This window comes from Halodesulfurarchaeum sp. (assembly GCF_036626455.1).
Classification (GTDB): domain Archaea; phylum Halobacteriota; class Halobacteria; order Halobacteriales; family Halobacteriaceae; genus Halodesulfurarchaeum.
On sequence record NZ_JAZKRK010000001.1, the window covers coordinates 38,679 to 53,512 of the forward strand.

12 protein-coding genes are annotated in these 14,834 nt (G+C 52.0%); 9 read left to right on the top strand and 3 right to left on the bottom strand.

Features of this window, described 5'->3' with window-relative positions; all coding sequences use genetic code 11:
• Positions 1-808 precede the first annotated feature (808 nt).
• A complete protein-coding gene (locus tag V5A26_RS00215; protein ID WP_332320006.1) occupies positions 809-2,068 on the bottom strand; it encodes an MFS transporter in 1,260 nt (419 codons plus the stop codon).
• Between the two features lie 199 nt (positions 2,069-2,267).
• On the opposite strand from V5A26_RS00215, the gene V5A26_RS00220 reads away from it, so the two are divergent.
• The 4 genes from V5A26_RS00220 to V5A26_RS00235 all read left to right on the top strand — a co-directional run bounded on the left by V5A26_RS00220 (position 2,268) and on the right by V5A26_RS00235 (position 5,871).
• Complete coding sequence (locus tag V5A26_RS00220; RefSeq protein WP_332320007.1) at positions 2,268-3,479, top strand: MFS transporter; 1,212 nt, start codon at positions 2,268-2,270, stop codon at positions 3,477-3,479.
• Positions 3,480-3,535: 56 nt separating this feature from the next.
• A complete protein-coding gene (locus tag V5A26_RS00225) occupies positions 3,536-3,715 on the top strand; it encodes a 30S ribosomal protein S17e (RefSeq protein ID WP_332320008.1) in 180 nt (59 codons plus the stop codon).
• An 88-nt stretch (positions 3,716-3,803) separates the two neighbouring features.
• Positions 3,804-4,574 carry a coenzyme F420-0:L-glutamate ligase gene (locus tag V5A26_RS00230; RefSeq protein WP_332320009.1) on the top strand — a complete coding sequence of 257 codons (771 nt, stop codon included), beginning with the start codon at positions 3,804-3,806 and terminating at the stop codon, positions 4,572-4,574.
• Positions 4,575-4,995: 421 nt separating this feature from the next.
• Positions 4,996-5,871, top strand: a complete 876-nt coding sequence (locus V5A26_RS00235) for an ATP-grasp domain-containing protein (RefSeq protein WP_332320010.1) — start codon at positions 4,996-4,998, stop codon at positions 5,869-5,871.
• Between the two features lie 78 nt (positions 5,872-5,949).
• Here V5A26_RS00235 and V5A26_RS00240 read toward each other — a convergent pair whose 3' ends face one another.
• Positions 5,950-7,092: a BMP family ABC transporter substrate-binding protein gene (locus tag V5A26_RS00240; RefSeq protein ID WP_332320011.1), complete on the bottom strand. Its 1,143-nt coding sequence runs from the start codon at positions 7,090-7,092 to the stop codon at positions 5,950-5,952.
• Between the two features lie 255 nt (positions 7,093-7,347).
• Here V5A26_RS00240 and V5A26_RS00245 point away from each other — a divergent pair, with 255 nt between their 5' ends.
• Genes V5A26_RS00245 through ade form a run of 5 tightly spaced genes read left to right on the top strand, consistent with a single transcriptional unit; the run spans position 7,348 to position 14,091 of the window.
• Positions 7,348-9,000 (top strand): ABC transporter ATP-binding protein, encoded by a 1,653-nt coding sequence (locus V5A26_RS00245; RefSeq protein ID WP_332320134.1) that lies wholly within the window; start codon positions 7,348-7,350, stop codon positions 8,998-9,000.
• Complete coding sequence (locus V5A26_RS00250) at positions 8,997-10,103, top strand: ABC transporter permease (RefSeq protein ID WP_332320012.1); 1,107 nt, start codon at positions 8,997-8,999, stop codon at positions 10,101-10,103. Before V5A26_RS00245 ends, V5A26_RS00250 begins: the two co-directional genes overlap by 4 nt.
• 3 nt (positions 10,104-10,106) lie before the next feature.
• Positions 10,107-11,078 carry an ABC transporter permease gene (locus V5A26_RS00255; protein ID WP_332320013.1) on the top strand — a complete coding sequence of 324 codons (972 nt, stop codon included), beginning with the start codon at positions 10,107-10,109 and terminating at the stop codon, positions 11,076-11,078.
• Positions 11,079-11,123: 45 nt separating this feature from the next.
• Positions 11,124-12,431: a 5'-deoxyadenosine deaminase gene (locus V5A26_RS00260; RefSeq protein ID WP_332320014.1), complete on the top strand. Its 1,308-nt coding sequence runs from the start codon at positions 11,124-11,126 to the stop codon at positions 12,429-12,431.
• Between the two features lies 1 nt (position 12,432).
• Entirely contained in the window at positions 12,433-14,091 is a 1,659-nt protein-coding gene (gene ade / locus V5A26_RS00265; RefSeq protein WP_332322154.1) for an adenine deaminase, read from the top strand.
• Between the two features lie 32 nt (positions 14,092-14,123).
• Here the strand turns inward: ade and npdG are convergent, their stop codons facing one another.
• On the bottom strand, positions 14,124-14,792 hold the full coding sequence (npdG, locus tag V5A26_RS00270; RefSeq protein WP_332320016.1) for an NADPH-dependent F420 reductase: 669 nt from the start codon (positions 14,790-14,792) through the stop codon (positions 14,124-14,126).
• Positions 14,793-14,834: the final 42 nt, after the last annotated feature.

Consider the following 14,834-nt stretch of genomic DNA (forward strand, 5'->3'; position numbering starts at 1 on the left):
CCTAAATGCCATATCAATCACTTGAACAAGGTCAACTATTCCAATTAGATTAGCGATATAAATTAAGGAATTTCAGTCAACAGTATTATTACTTAAATGGCGGTAATACAGGAATGTATAGCGAAACAAATCAAGTGTATAATAAAAGCCATTCCCCTTCACGGGCAAAGTTGGAACACTTCCAAAAGAACTCTCGGTGGAAAAGTGGAAACGGGCCTTCAGAGAGAACGAAGCGACTATGTAATCGGATAATAATGGGGTTTCACAGCCTTAGTTAGCACAGTAACAAATCTATGATTATTTCTTGACAGTGCTATTCAGGATGTCGAAAATTGAGAAAATAACAAGCTAAAATTGGTTTCACTGGCTTATTACATTCCCACGGGTGCGTGGACAAGTATTTGGTAAACCGGATCTTACTGATGGCCATTCGCCCGCAGATGGTACTGCGGAATCCGTCTTTGTTCAAATAAATAATCAATAACTGACTAAAATTTTGCGATGAGTTGACGAAGCAAATACGTTTTAATGTAAAAAATCGATAAAAACTTATTAAATTAAATTAAGAAATCAATTTCAGACATTAACGTCGAAAAAGGTGATGAGTAATATATCCAAAATAGTAATTAAAACTGAATACCAAAATATTTGAGTATTGTATGAAATGGGATCGGTCAGAAAATAATTTACAATTGTGAATTGGGCCGGGAATGTCTTTGACCGAATAACGAATTTTCTATTATTCCCCCAGTGAAAGACCGCAATTTATTGTTTTCGCTTACGTGATCTTTACGTTATAAATCTGCGATCATTCATTGTTGTGAGCCGGGACGGTATTTGAGGTCGGAATCACATCTGGGATTACCCAGGACAGTACAATTCCGAACACCGCCAAAGCAGTCGCGTACCCGAACGCGGTACCATATCCCCCAGTTGTATCAATGAGATAACCAGTTAACACCGGCGCGGAAAACGCTCCCAAAAAACCGACGAGATTCAGGACAGATAATGCCGTCCCGGCAACACTCTGATCAACAATCTCACGAACATAAGGCAACAAAACTGCAATCCCCATTTGCGTTACGAACCCAGCTATTACGAGAGCGATGAGAAGAATAATAACTGACTCCAATAACGCAATTCCAACGATGATTGGGGCGATGACGATGAACGAGCCCAATACGATCGGCTTCCGTCGGCCGCCCAACCATCGGTCAGAGAGGGTTCCACCCATTACACGAGCAAGCATGCCAATCGCCGGAAACACGGCTGCGAATATCCCACTTTGCGTGAGTGAAAAGTAGAACTCGGAGGCAAGGTAGCTTGGAAGCCAGTTATTGAAAAACATGTTGAGGGAAAACGCGGCAAAAGCGAGCCCCCCTATTCCCCACACATATTTATTTTGAAGCACCTTACGGAAATCCCGGCGGGACGGAACCATAACCTTCGTCCGTAAGTCAAACTCTCGAGTGTACAACCAGAATCCCAACCCAGCAATGGTTGTCATTATACCATAAACGACAAAACTTCGCTCCCATCCGATATAACCGGCAAGTACCGGTGTAAGTACGTGAGAAATAGCAAATCCCCCAGGGATGCTAGTCGTGAGAAATCCGATTCCAGTCCCTTGTCGCGTCCGGTCAAAAGCCGTTCCAACGATATTGACACTGGCCGTCCAAATCACGACGTTTAGAGCCCCTGCAACCAGGCGCGCAAAAAGAACCATCCAATACGAACCCGCGAGACTCGCGAATACAGTCCAAATCGTACTGAAGAGAAACAAAACGACCGAAATGAGTATGATGTGTCGATTATTCCGTCTGTCGAGAAGCACCCCAGCCGGAATCGAAAGAATGACCATTCCCAGAATGAAGATACTGACCAACCAGCTCACGGCAGTCGAAGTAACGGATAGATCGGAAACCAGGAGAGAGAGGACACTTGCTGGGACGATTTCAAACGCTGTCATACCGGCGGTTGTTGCCCACAGTAGAATTGCAATAAACCAGGCAGAATGATGATCTACCGATCTGTTCTTGTTCATTAAAGGGGATTTTGGACCTACCATGTAAACCGGTTTTGATAAATCCTGGCCCAATCACACCTGCCCACTTCCGTTGATTTGGGCTTAGTTTGTCACGATATATTCTCCTGGTTGACCAGAATTTGGTTGATGATGCGAGGATATAAGGGGTAGACGCAAAATTTCAAAACTGACGGAACGGCCTGGAGGAACCATTCACAGTCTCAGTCGTTCAAGATAGCCGATGACAGACGAGAACACATCGACCGGCCGAGGAGCCCCCTGGTCTTCCCCCCGTTTCCATATCATCCTCGCAAACTCTCTCATAGGAGTGATGGGCGTCTCACTCCTCAGTCCGGTTCTTCCCGCCCTTCGAACCGTATTTGCCGTCTCAGATACCCAAATCGGTCTCATTATTACCGTATTTACGATCCCGGGGATGCTCATAACGCCATTTGTAGGAATTGCTGCCGATAAGTTCGGCCGACGTCGAATACTCGTTCCCTTGCTCTTGCTTTTCGGTGTCGCGGGATCCATGATCGCCTTCACCAAAACATACGAACAAGTCTTGGTTCTTAGATTCGTCCAGGGGATAGGGGGCAGTGCGCTCGTTACGCTTTCCCTGACACTGGCTGGCGATTACTACGAAGGGAGCCGCCAAAAAGCGGTGATCGGTCTGAATAGTAGTGTGCTCGGGCTTGGAGCGGCAGTGTTCCCATTGATCGGTGGCCTGTTAGCCGGCATCAGGTGGGAGCTTCCATTTGTCTTCTTTGGGATTAGCATCGTCGTGGGTCTCGTCGCCATCCCACTCATCGAAAAAGGAGAAACCTCACAAACTACATCAACAAAAGCGCAGCTGTCACAGATCTGGGAGGTCGCAACGCAGCCCACGGCTTTCGGAATATATGTGGCAGCGTTTGCTACGTTCTTTCTCTATTACGGAGCGGTCCTCACAGCAGTTCCGCTGTTACTCTCTGGGAAGTACGGCACCCAAGAGCCCTATTTGGGCATCATTATTTCGGTGGTTTCGGTTTCTAATGCGGTAATAGCGGCCCGGTACGGAAGATTGCAGGCGATCACGTCGATGAATGCGTTGATCATCGTTGGATTCGTTCTCAACGGGGTTGCGCTATTGGGTGTCAGGATTGCCAGCTCTCCACTCCATATTGCAGTGCTCTTGATCGTGTACGGTGCTGGATTTGGCTTAATCATGCCATCGTTGAACAGTGCGATCGTCAATATCGCAACGGCCGATCAGCGGGCCAGTATGTTGGGTGTCAATACAAGTGTTCTCCGCCTGGGACAGACACTCGGCCCACTTACCCTCCCTGGCCTGTCGGAAGTCCTGTTCTCTTCGGCTGTCGTCGGATATCAAACCGTTCTCCCTGTTTTTGGAATTTTCGCGGCAGTTATTGGTTTGGGAATCGGCGGCTTTACAAAGTATCAGGAGGCCTGATCTGATGGTTGCAAGCCACCGTAGTATTAAGTTCCTGCCCAGATTAATCCAATTGTATGAGTATTAAACCGGAGCGAGTGATCGAATTGGGGGACTCTTTACTTGGACAGCATCGGAACACGTTCAGCGATGATTTCGAGACGAACAAGGAAAACGTTCAACAGTTGACTGAGGTCGAATCACAGAAAGTACGGAATCGCGTTGCGGGGTACATCACCCGAAAGTTACGACAATAACGACTGCCAGCCGAGTACGCTTCATAATCGAGGCGCAGAACCGGTTTTGAATCGGGGATATTTTATCTCCGCCTAGGAATTACTACGCATGCACGTTTTCGCCGTCCCAGATCTGCCCGAATTCACGAACGGCGATGCTATCGCAGCAACCATCGAAGACAGTTCGGACATCCGTGACGATGATGTGGTCTGTATCGCAAGTACGATTGTCTCGAAAGTGGAGGGGCGAGCGGCGGATTTATCCTCCTTTGACCCCTCTACGAGAGCCGATCGGATCAGTCAACGGCTCACGTCAATACACGGAGACGTTGTGGATCCGCGTTTTATCCAGGCGATTATCGAGGATAGCACAGAGTTAATAACAGAAGTTCCGTTTATTCTCTCATTGACTGAATTCGGGCATATTGGAGTCAACGCAGGCATTGACCGATCGAATACCGGGTCTAATGATCTATTACTCCTGCCGAAAGATCCATCACGATCAGCGGCACAAATTAGAGAAGCGTTTTCGGCCGACCCAGCCGTCATCGTCACTGATACCTCGGGAAGACCGTTTCGAACGGCCCAACGCGGAGTCGCGATCGGTTGGGCTGGGATCCCGGCGACCCGGGATTGGCGTGGGGAGATCGATCGGGATGGTCACGAACTGGAAGTTACAGTCGAAAGTGTCATTGACGAATTGTCCGCTGCGGCGAATCTGGTGACTGGCGAGGGAAATGATGGGTTCCCGGTCGCAGTCATCCGAGACTTCGAATTCGGCGAACACGATTCGACTGACACCTTGTACCGAGCCGAATCCAATGACATCGTTCGGTCCGCGCTGAAAGAATGGAACTACGAGGAAGAAAATGGGGAGTAAAGGACCTCAGGGAGAAGCCGGGTTTTACCGTTTGCCATAGGTTGATCTCGTCACGGAGTGAACGGCTTTGCAGCAAACTGAAAACATACTTAGGATGTGTTATCAAATGTCCACGGATTGTTTAAATGGGGCAAAAAGGACTTGTACTTGTGAATATAGTGGGAAGTATTCCTTTGCTACTTGAGTTTTCGACGGTTAACCCGGTAGTTGTTCGCCTCGCACGATCCAAAAACTCATTCGATGCGGTGGCACCCCGCTGTTTCAATAGGGATCAACCATTGGATGTGTATATGAAACCGATAACAGGAAAACGAGAGATTTGGAGGACGAGGGCCAATAAATCGGCTTCTCTGTTTAACCCAGATGGGTACTATGAAAAGAAGGGATCAAAGCCACGGCAAGGCACAGGGAGGGACAAACAATGTTGAAGGTTGGTCTTGCACATTGGGAGGAAACCGCGGCCCGAATTGAAGGTCCTTTAGAGTCCCGCGGTATCCAGGTTGAGCATATTACAGTCACTGAAGAAGTCACTTCCCTCACCGACTCACATGAGTTGCCTCCTATTGACGTCGGGCTCTTTTTTCCGAGTCGGATCCCTGAGGGCGGCGTTTTAACCGCGCTTTTGGAAATACCGTGGGTTAACGGTCGGGAGGAAATCCTCCGTTCGCGGAGCAAAGCTGAAACCCTCGCTAGACTCGACGCCGCGGGTGTCCCAGTTCCGGAGACCGTCGTCATCTCTAACCCCGTCGACAAGGCTGAACTCGCAACTGCCTTCGATACGTTTGATCCGCCCGCCGTAATCAAGCCAAATTCGACGACAAGGGGCCAGGGTGTCCTCAAAGTCACTGAACCAGATTCATTGTTCGGCGTGACTGATTATCTCGATCTGCTCCACGAATATCCGATTACGCGGGATCGAACCTACTTGTTACAAGAATACCTTTCAGGGGCCCGGGACATTCGGGTGATGGTGTTCGACGGAAAAGTAGTCGGTGCCGTTGAGCGAAAATTGCCGGCCAAGGCCCGGTCGAGTGGTCGATGGAAACATAACGTCCACAGTGGAGCTACAGCGAAGGGTATTAACCCGTCAGAACCGGTCCGCAAGCTGGCCGAACGAGTAGCCGAGGTAATGGACATCCCAATTTTGGGGATCGACATTCTGGAATCCTCGGAAAAACGGGTGGTTTCGGAAACCAATGCTCGCCCAACCATCGACGACGAATCGAAGTACGAGACTGGATTTTACGATCGGTTCGCATCCCTTCTCCGTGAGACTACGAGGAAATCCAGAGTGTAGCTTCCCTGTCCGGGGCCACGTTAACCCAATAAAAACAAAACCGAGTAAAAAGGGAGCCAGGAGTGAATCTGTTCTTCCTTATTCGGGAACTTCGCCCTGAACTGGGTCCGCAAACGAGCTCAATTCTTCGAATAAGAACGTGTCACTTTCGCCTTCGAATTGTGAACCGTCCCAGACAGTCATCTCACCGGATGCGAGCGCCTCCCGCTGTGAGGCGACTTCGTCTTTCACGTTGTCGGGGATATTGGGGCCCCAGTCGTCGAGCTCAAAGAGAGGCGTCCCCTCGAAATCGTAACCGATACCTTCCCAGAAGAAGTCGGACTCCCATTCCCCGTTTTTGACGTCTTCAAGAGTGGGAGCATAGAATGCTTCCCAGTTCCAAATTGGTGAGGTGATGTACTTCTCTCCACCAAACTCACCCATGGGAGAATTATACCCCGTGGACCAAACATCATTTTCGTTCGCCACTTCGACTGCTGCGGGGGAGTCCATGTGCTGGCCCAACACGTCTGCACCTTCGTCAACCAATGCCTGAGCGGCCTGCTTGTTCTTCGTCGCATCGTGCCAGGCATTGATCCATCGAACCTGCATTTCAACATCCTCATTGACCGACTGGGCTCCGAGTGCGAATGCGTTCAGTCCACGGATCACTTCTGCGATAGGGAAGGCCGCGACGTACCCAAGCATGTTCTCCTCCGTCATCATTCCCGCTGCGACCCCAGCAAGATACCGGGCTTGATAGATCCGGCCCATGAATCGGCCCATGTTCTCCCGCTGTCGGTAACCGGTAGCATGTTCGTAGATCGTATCCGGATTTTCTTCCGCGACCTCGTACATCGGGTCCATGTAGCCGAACGAGGTGCCGAAAATAATATCAAAGCCCTCGTTCGTGTATTCCTCGGTCACTGAGCCAACGTCTGCAGGGAAAACTGCTTCTGAACTCGACGTTTCAAGCCAATCGTATTTTTCGTCGACGGCATCGCGTCCTTCATTGAGAGCCCAGGACCAACCTCTGTCTCCGGTCTCCGAAACGTATATGAACGCTGCTTTGATGGTTTCCTGTTCTTCTTGGGTCGTTCCTTCCTCCGGTTCTTCAGTCGGCGTTTCTTCACCGTCCCCGTCCCCAGCACATCCAGCAAGGCCCATGATACCGGCCGTGCCGGCCAATTTGAGAAGTTTTCGACGGGACGTGTGTTGTGTTATCTCATCAATGCTTGTCATAGTGATTGACTCGCATGAAGACTAAACCCCCCAGGTTTAATAAATATACCTGTTTTAGGTGTACCCTAACCCATTATACTTACAAATCACAACCAATTGGGGGTCCGTAATAATTATTCCAATCATATTTCATTGGAGAATGAAATAAGGGCTCATGGTGATTCAACTATCGAATTATAGCAATCCTTATGAGGATTCCACTGTCACAAAGGAACGTTAATCATGACCAATGGGGGCCCCCGCTCCTTCTTGGAGATGCGTGGGATAGTTAAGAAATTTCCCGGCGTAATTGCAAACGATGAGGTTGACTTAACAGTTGAAAAAGGTGAAATCCACGGCCTTCTTGGTGAAAACGGTGCGGGGAAAAGCACGCTGATGAAAATTCTATATGGTCTCTACAACAAGGACGCTGGCGAAATCCATCTTGACGGTGATCAAATTGAAATCGGATCGCCTCAACAGGCCATAGACGCAGGTATCGGAATGGTCCATCAGCATTTCATGCTGATCCCGAAGCTATCGGTGACCCAAAACGTCATTCTTGGAAAACGGGAGGCGTCAAATACGTTCACCAGTGACAAAACGGGTTCATCAGGCCTGTTGGGAACGCTTGGAGAAATGTTCTCGATCGATCATAAGGGACCACAAGAAAAAATCGCCGACCTTTCCTCGGACTACGGATTTGGTATCAACCCGGCTGACCCCGTTTGGCAACTGGAAGTTGGGGAACAACAACGGGTTGAGATACTCAAAGCCCTCTATCGAGATGTCGATTTGCTCATTCTCGACGAACCGACCGCGGTGCTGACGCCAAACGAGGCTGACCAACTTTTCGAGACACTGGAGGAGTTGGCCGACGATGGCCTTTCGATCATTTTCATTACGCACAAACTCTATGAAATCAAGCAGATCACGGATCGAGTAACAATTCTCAGGGACGGCAAACACATTGAAACAGTCGAGACGGCGGCCATGTCCGAAACAGATCTGGCCGAACGGATGGTCGGTCACGAAGTTCTCTTTGACCTCGAAAAGAGCGAACTCGATCGCGGCGAAGTGGCAATGGAGGCTTCGAACCTACAAGCGAAGAATGATCGCGGGCTCCCCGCCGTTAAGGGAGTCGACGTCCAAATTCGAAGCGGAGAAATCGTCGGCATCGCCGCAGTCAGTGGGAACGGGCAAAAAGAATTAGCTGAATGTCTCGTTGGCGTCCGAGACATTGAGGGTGGAACGCTCTCCGTTGATGGCAGTGATCTGACGGATGCCCACCCAATAGAGTTTATCAATGAGGGGGTTTCGTTCATTCCGGAAGATCGACTGAAATATGGGCTCGCACCGGAACTCCCGATCATGCATAACACCGGCGTCAAGGAGTACCGAAAAGATCGATTCCAGTCGGGTCCGTTCCTCGATTACGGCGAGATGGAAGCCTACACAAATGAGATCATCGAAGAATTCGACATCCGTGGGATCAACGACCCACGCGAAATGGAGGCGGGTGACCTGTCGGGTGGCAATATGCAAAAACTCATCGTCGGCAGGGAAAGCTATCGGAACCCCGATGTCCTCATAGCCAACCAACCGACCAGGGGTGTCGATGTCGGGGCGATCGAATCGATCCGGCGGAACCTCCTGGACCAGCGGGACAAGGGCATGGGAATTTTACTGGTTTCCGAAAATCTCGACGAAGTTCTTGATATGAGTGACCGTATATTAGTTGTCTACGAAGGCGAAATCGTGTACGAAACCACGCCTGAAGAGGCCGACAAGGGTGAGATTGGCCTGAAGATGACCGGAGGAGGAACTACAGAAGCGTCAGTCGCTACTGACGGTGGCCAGGATAATACGGCGAGTTCTGGCCAAAATGGCGATATTGGTGATTGTGGGGCAGCAGGAGGTGACCAATGAACGTCGATGTGGACTTCACGGCCCGAAAGAGCGTCCCGAATTGGCTCTCCTACGGATCGTCCGTATTTACCATCATAGCTGCACTCGCGGTCAGTTCCCTGGCCTTGGTTTCTCTCGGTGTTGGTCCGATCGACGCGTATGTATCAATGTTCATTCAGCCACTCTCAAGTCTAACTGGAATCGCGAACGTGCTGGAAAAGTCCACCCCGCTTATTCTGGCCGGCCTTGCGGTGTATCTCCCATTACGGGCCGGTCTTTGGAACATCGGAGCGACGGGCCAGATTTACATCGGTGCCATCGTCGGCACCTGGATCGCGCTGAATGTCTCACTTCCACCCCTCCTCCTCCTCACGGCCATGTTTATGGGGGCCGCTCTCGGCGGCGCGTTTTGGGGCTTCATCCCAGGCTTCCTCCGGGCCAAATGGGGAGTCAATGAGATTATCACTTCACTGTTGATCGCCTATGCGGCCATCGAGATCAACGGCTATATGGTTCGGGGCCCGATGCAAGGTGGTATCGGGAACTTCCCGGAATCGGAACTTCTCCCTTCAGTCGCCCAGCTTCCAGAGCTCCCCATCATCGGGTCCCACATTGGTATCATCTTCGCCCTCGTTTCGGCGGCGATAATCTATGTCGTTGTTCAAAAGACGAACAGTGGTTACGAGATCACATTCACTGGTTCGAACCCGGATGCAGCAAATCAGGCGGGCATGAACTCGTTTTTGATCTATGTGATGGTTTTTGTCGTCGGCGGTGCACTTGCGGGAATGGCAGGACTCATCGAAATTGCAGGCATTCAGAATAAACTACGGCCTGGTTTCTCACCGGGGTACGGGTTTACCGCTATCGTCGTCGCTCTACTGGGTCGGGATAATGCGATCAAGGTGGTCATCGCAGCCCTCTTCTTCGGGTTACTCTTGGTCGGTGGAACGACTCTTGAGACGGCTTTTGCGGTGCCTTCAGCCCTTATAGAGGTGATTCAGGCACTGGTCATCCTCTTCTTGATTACCGCTGAGTTTCTCAAAAGCTACAAAGTCGACCTCGACGTGAACTTTGGCGGTTCCAACCAGAAACCTGGCGCCACCGCGGAGGAAGGGGTGTAACCAATGGCTGATTTCCTTACCAACCTGCTAGATGCGACGATCAGTGCCGGAACAATCTTCATCATCGCGTCGCTCGGTGAGATCATCGCCGAACGAGCGGGCATCCTGAACCTCGGTATGGAAGGGATGATGTTGGTCGGCGCCCTAACTGGCTATATAGCTACTGTCATCACTGGATCCGTGTGGATCGGGTTGGTGGTAGCTATCATTGGAGGGGTTCTCATGTCGTTGCTCCATGCGTTCCTCACGATCACTCTAAAATCAGATCAGGTGATCAGTGGAGTCATGTTAACCCTCCTCGGAACAGGACTTACAACCTACTTCGGCTCGCAGTGGTCCGGCAAATCCGTCGACGGAATTGGTGATATTGCAATCCCATTTCTGGCCCAAATTCCAGTTCTAGGGTCAGCGTTTTTCACCAATCCACCAACGGACTACTTGGCGTTTGCGCTCATTCCGGCGGTCTGGTACCTGCTCAACCGAACAAATCTGGGTCTGGAAATCATCTCGGTCGGCGAAGATCCGGAAACGGCCGATACGATGGGGGTAAGCGTGTTCAGACTGCGATACCTCGCAGTACTGATTGGCGGTGCACTGGCCGGTCTGGCTGGCGCACACCTCTCACTTGCATACGCCGGAATTTGGACCGGCGAACTGACCGCAGGTCGTGGGTGGATCGTCGTCGCTCTCGTCATCTTCGCGCGCTGGAGTCCGCTGTACGCGGTTGCAGGCGCGTATCTGTTCGGGATGCTCGAAGCCCTTCAGATCCGGATCCAGGGCCTTTCACTCACGTTTGACGTCCTGCCGAACGTGGTCAACGAGGGAATCGCCTTTTTCGCCTCGCCGCAGATCATGGCCACCTATCCGTACTTCATCACGGTGATCGTGCTCTCAATTACAGTGGCACAGAGTCGGGAGGGGGCGAGCGCGGTCCCCTCTGCGCTGCTCCAATCCTACAGCCGCGAAATGGATTGAAACTCCGAAAGTGATTTATCGGTTTCCGCAGTTATTCATAAGAGAATGTTTCTCCGTGGCACAGTAGTTACCGACTCGTCGACTGTCATCCATGACGGGGCAGTGGTGGTCAATGGGTCGACAATTGAAGCCGTCGGTGACTGCGACGAACTCGAAGCTCAGTATCCGGAACACGAACGCGTCGATTACGACATCCTCATGCCTGGCCTCGTGGGAGCGCACGTCCATTCAGTCCAGAGCCTAGGACGGGGTCTCTCAGACGACCAAGAACTATTGGATTGGCTCTTCGATTACGTTCTCCCGATGGAGGCCAACCTGACTGACGAGCAGATGCGATTGGCTGCTGAACTTGGGTACCTCGAATTCATCGAAACCGGGACAACGACAATTATCGACCACCTCTCGGTCTCGCATGCAGACCAAGCCATCGAAGCGGCCGGTGAGATGGGAATGCGTGCCCGCACCGGGAAGGCAATGATGGACCAGCGAACCCCAGAGGGCCTTCTCGAAGAAACAGAAGATGCGCTCGCAGAGACTGAACGGCTCATCGAGACGTATCACAACTCATACGACGGACGTATTCAGTACGCTGTCACGCCCCGCTTCGCAGTGAGTTGCACGGAGGAATGTCTACGGGGCAGCCGAGAACTCGCGGACAAATACGACGGCGTCCGAATCCACACCCACGCGAGTGAAAATCAAGACGAGATAAAGACAGTCGAAAAAGACACGGGGATGCGTAATATCCACTGGCTGGACAAAGTTGGATTGACTGGCGAAGACGTCATTCTCGCACACAGTGTCTGGACTGACGAGACGGAACGTGATATCATCGAAGAAACTGGGACGAACGTGACTCACTGCCCGTCGTCCAATATGAAACTTGCAAGTGGCGTTGCTCCGGTTGTTGAGTACCTCGATCGGGGTATCAATGTGGCCCTCGGCAACGATGGGCCTCCCTGCAACAACGTGCTTGACGCCTTTTCGGAGATGTCGAGGGCCTCAATGCTACAGAAAGTGGACAACCTCGATTCGACGGTCACTCCGATTGAAACCATTCTGGAAATGGCGACCATTAACGGAGCGGAGGCTGCCGGATTCGACCAGGTCGGTAAACTCGAGGAAGGCTGGAAGGCCGACATCATTGGCTTAACGACTGACGTGACCCGAGCGGCCCCGCTCCACGATGTGCTCTCGCATCTCGTGTTCTCGGCACGGGGAGACGACGTCGAATTCACCATGGTCGACGGCAACGTTCTCATGCAAGATGGGGAGGTAAAAGTCGCGGATGCCGATCGGATCCGTCGTGAGGCAAAAGCGGTTGATTTGGATCTTTCCACAACTGGTGATTAACATGACGGTCGACCTGCTGCTCAAAGGAACGCTTGTAAACGTTCACACCGGCCAACTTGAACCGGGCAGTGCAGTTGCAATCGACGATGGTGAAATTGTTGCCTTGGCAGAGCGTGAGGCGGATGCGGTAATCGAGACAGAATACATCGCACCTGGGCTCATCGACGCACACATGCATGTGGAATCAAGCATGGTAACGCTTCCACGTTATGGCGAAGCCGTAGTGCCCCGCGGCGTCACAAGCGTGGTCCATGATCCACACGAAATCGCGAACGTGTTAGGCGCCTCGGGGGTTCGGTCAGTCATCAAAGATGCTGATTACACCCCGCTCAAAGCTCGGTTTTCCGTCCCTTCTAGCGTCCCAGCCACCCAGCTTCAGGATAACGGAGCGACACTTGGGCCGGAGGCAGTCGATGACTTGCTTGAAGGGGACACTGTGGTCGCCTTGGGAGAGGTTATGGACATCCCAGGTGTCGTCAATGGGGACGATGACATCCGTGCAAAGATCCAGGCTGCTCAGGACCACGGGCTCACCGTCGACGGCCACATGCCCCAAGTCAGAGGGAACCAATTACAAATAGTCTCCCAGTACCTTGACAACGATCACGAGAGCATCACACTCGAGGAAGCCCGGGCCAAGGCAGATGTCGGTCTCCGCGTGTATCTCCGTGAGGGCTCCTCGAGTAAGAATATCACAGACCTCGCGGACCTGGCAAACGAGGTTGATACCCGGTACCTCTCACTCTGTACAGACGACAGGGACGTCGTCGATATCGTCGAAAAGGGAGGTGTTGACGCGGCACTCCGCAAAGCAATCCGAAACGGAGTTGACCCGGTCACCGCAGTCCAAATGGGTACGATCAACACCGCGGAAAGCTACGATCTCCCGTTCGGGAAGGTCAAACCAGGTTCGCCGGCTGATCTCGTCCTCCTTTCTGACCTGGAAACATGGGAGGTCGAACAAGTACTGATCGACGGGGAGCGCAACCCCACCAGTACCGACGTATCGTATCCCGAAACCATGCTGAGGACGGATACCGTGAATGTTTCCCTGATCGAACCCGAAGATTTGGCACTGAGTGTTCCCGAAGCCGAAACCGTCGATGTCCGGGTCATCAACTCCCTCGGTGGACTCCAGACAGCCAAAATGGAGTCTACAGTACCGGCTAAAGACGGATGGCTCAGAGCGAACCTTAGGAAGGACGTCCTGCCGATCTCGGTCATTGAACGCCACTCAAGTAATTTAAGCGTCGGTACCGGGTTTGTGCATGGCCTCGGGTTGGACCGTGGAGCGATCGGTAGTACGATCGCCCACGACGCTCACAACCTGGTTGTCGCAGGAACGACGTACGAAGAAATGGCGACCGTTGCAAACCATTTGCGTGAAATCGGGGGCGGAATCGCGGCCTCGGATCCAGAAACTGAAACGACGACCTCCCTTTCGCTTCCGGCTGCGGGGCTCATCGCTGACCGCCCACTCGAATCTGTCGCCGAACAGTTCGAAGCCGTAGAAGCGGCTGCGAAGGCTATCGGCGTAGAACCGGAGGCGGGGTTAATGGAACTGGCATTCCTCTCGCTAGAAGTTATCCCAGAATATCGGATCACGAACAACGGCCTGGTGGATGTGACTAAAATGGATTACGTCGACGTGGTTCATTGAAGAGCACCACCTAATTCCGCTGATTTTGTTCGTTACTGGAACTTCACGCCGAGGTCGTGCAGTCCGTCGTTATTCATCGCGAGATTGATCAAGAGTGGCGTGATCGCTTCGATTTCCCCACTGTTAGCAAGCGGACCACCAATCAACGCGTCGATTCCGTCGATCTCTTCAGACAACTCTTTGATGTCCACTCGCGCTTCTGGATCGTCTCCGGTCACAACGACGTGATAATCGAGTTCGTTGTCGAGGTCAGTGAGTGCGCCGGCAGCGAGGTTTTGGAACGCTCCAACGACTGGGATGGCCTCCGGCGTGGCCCGGGCAATAACTTCAGCGATACTTCCACCCTCCGGTCGGTCGTAGTGGAACCCAGATTTGTCCCGGTCCATCGCCACAGCAGGGCTGACGACAATGTCGCCTTTCTCCAGACTTTCAGCAACTGAAGCGACTGTATCTGCGGCGTACTGCGGCGGAACGCTCACCACAACGACATCCGCTGCCGCCGCGGCTGTTTCGTTTCCCGACCCGGTGATTTCGACTTCGAATCCCCGGTCGGTGAGTTCTGACCGATACTCCGCGGCTTTCTCCTTCCCTTTTTCAGGATCTCGGGAACCGATATGGACCGTATGTGAGGTATCCCTGGCCCACCTGATCGCGAGTCCTTCACCAATATCTCCAGTTCCGCCGAGGAGAGCAATCCTCATATCATTAGTCAGGTGGACACTAAGTATAACATTAACGGGACC

What these genes read in the sequence shown, in the direction of transcription:
- V5A26_RS00215 (WP_332320006.1), bottom strand. Translation starts at nt 2,068, where the DNA reads ATGGTAGGTCCAAAATCCCCTTTAATGAACAAGAACAGATCGGTAGAT.
- V5A26_RS00220 (WP_332320007.1), top strand. Translation starts at nt 2,268, where the DNA reads ATGACAGACGAGAACACATCGACCGGCCGAGGAGCCCCCTGGTCTTCC.
- V5A26_RS00225 (WP_332320008.1), top strand. Translation starts at nt 3,536, where the DNA reads ATGAGTATTAAACCGGAGCGAGTGATCGAATTGGGGGACTCTTTACTT.
- V5A26_RS00230 (WP_332320009.1), top strand. Translation starts at nt 3,804, where the DNA reads ATGCACGTTTTCGCCGTCCCAGATCTGCCCGAATTCACGAACGGCGAT.
- V5A26_RS00235 (WP_332320010.1), top strand. Translation starts at nt 4,996, where the DNA reads ATGTTGAAGGTTGGTCTTGCACATTGGGAGGAAACCGCGGCCCGAATT.
- V5A26_RS00240 (WP_332320011.1), bottom strand. Translation starts at nt 7,092, where the DNA reads ATGACAAGCATTGATGAGATAACACAACACACGTCCCGTCGAAAACTT.
- V5A26_RS00245 (WP_332320134.1), top strand. Translation starts at nt 7,348, where the DNA reads ATGCGTGGGATAGTTAAGAAATTTCCCGGCGTAATTGCAAACGATGAG.
- V5A26_RS00250 (WP_332320012.1), top strand. Translation starts at nt 8,997, where the DNA reads ATGAACGTCGATGTGGACTTCACGGCCCGAAAGAGCGTCCCGAATTGG.
- V5A26_RS00255 (WP_332320013.1), top strand. Translation starts at nt 10,107, where the DNA reads ATGGCTGATTTCCTTACCAACCTGCTAGATGCGACGATCAGTGCCGGA.
- V5A26_RS00260 (WP_332320014.1), top strand. Translation starts at nt 11,124, where the DNA reads ATGTTTCTCCGTGGCACAGTAGTTACCGACTCGTCGACTGTCATCCAT.
- ade (WP_332322154.1), top strand. Translation starts at nt 12,433, where the DNA reads ATGACGGTCGACCTGCTGCTCAAAGGAACGCTTGTAAACGTTCACACC.
- npdG (WP_332320016.1), bottom strand. Translation starts at nt 14,792, where the DNA reads ATGAGGATTGCTCTCCTCGGCGGAACTGGAGATATTGGTGAAGGACTC.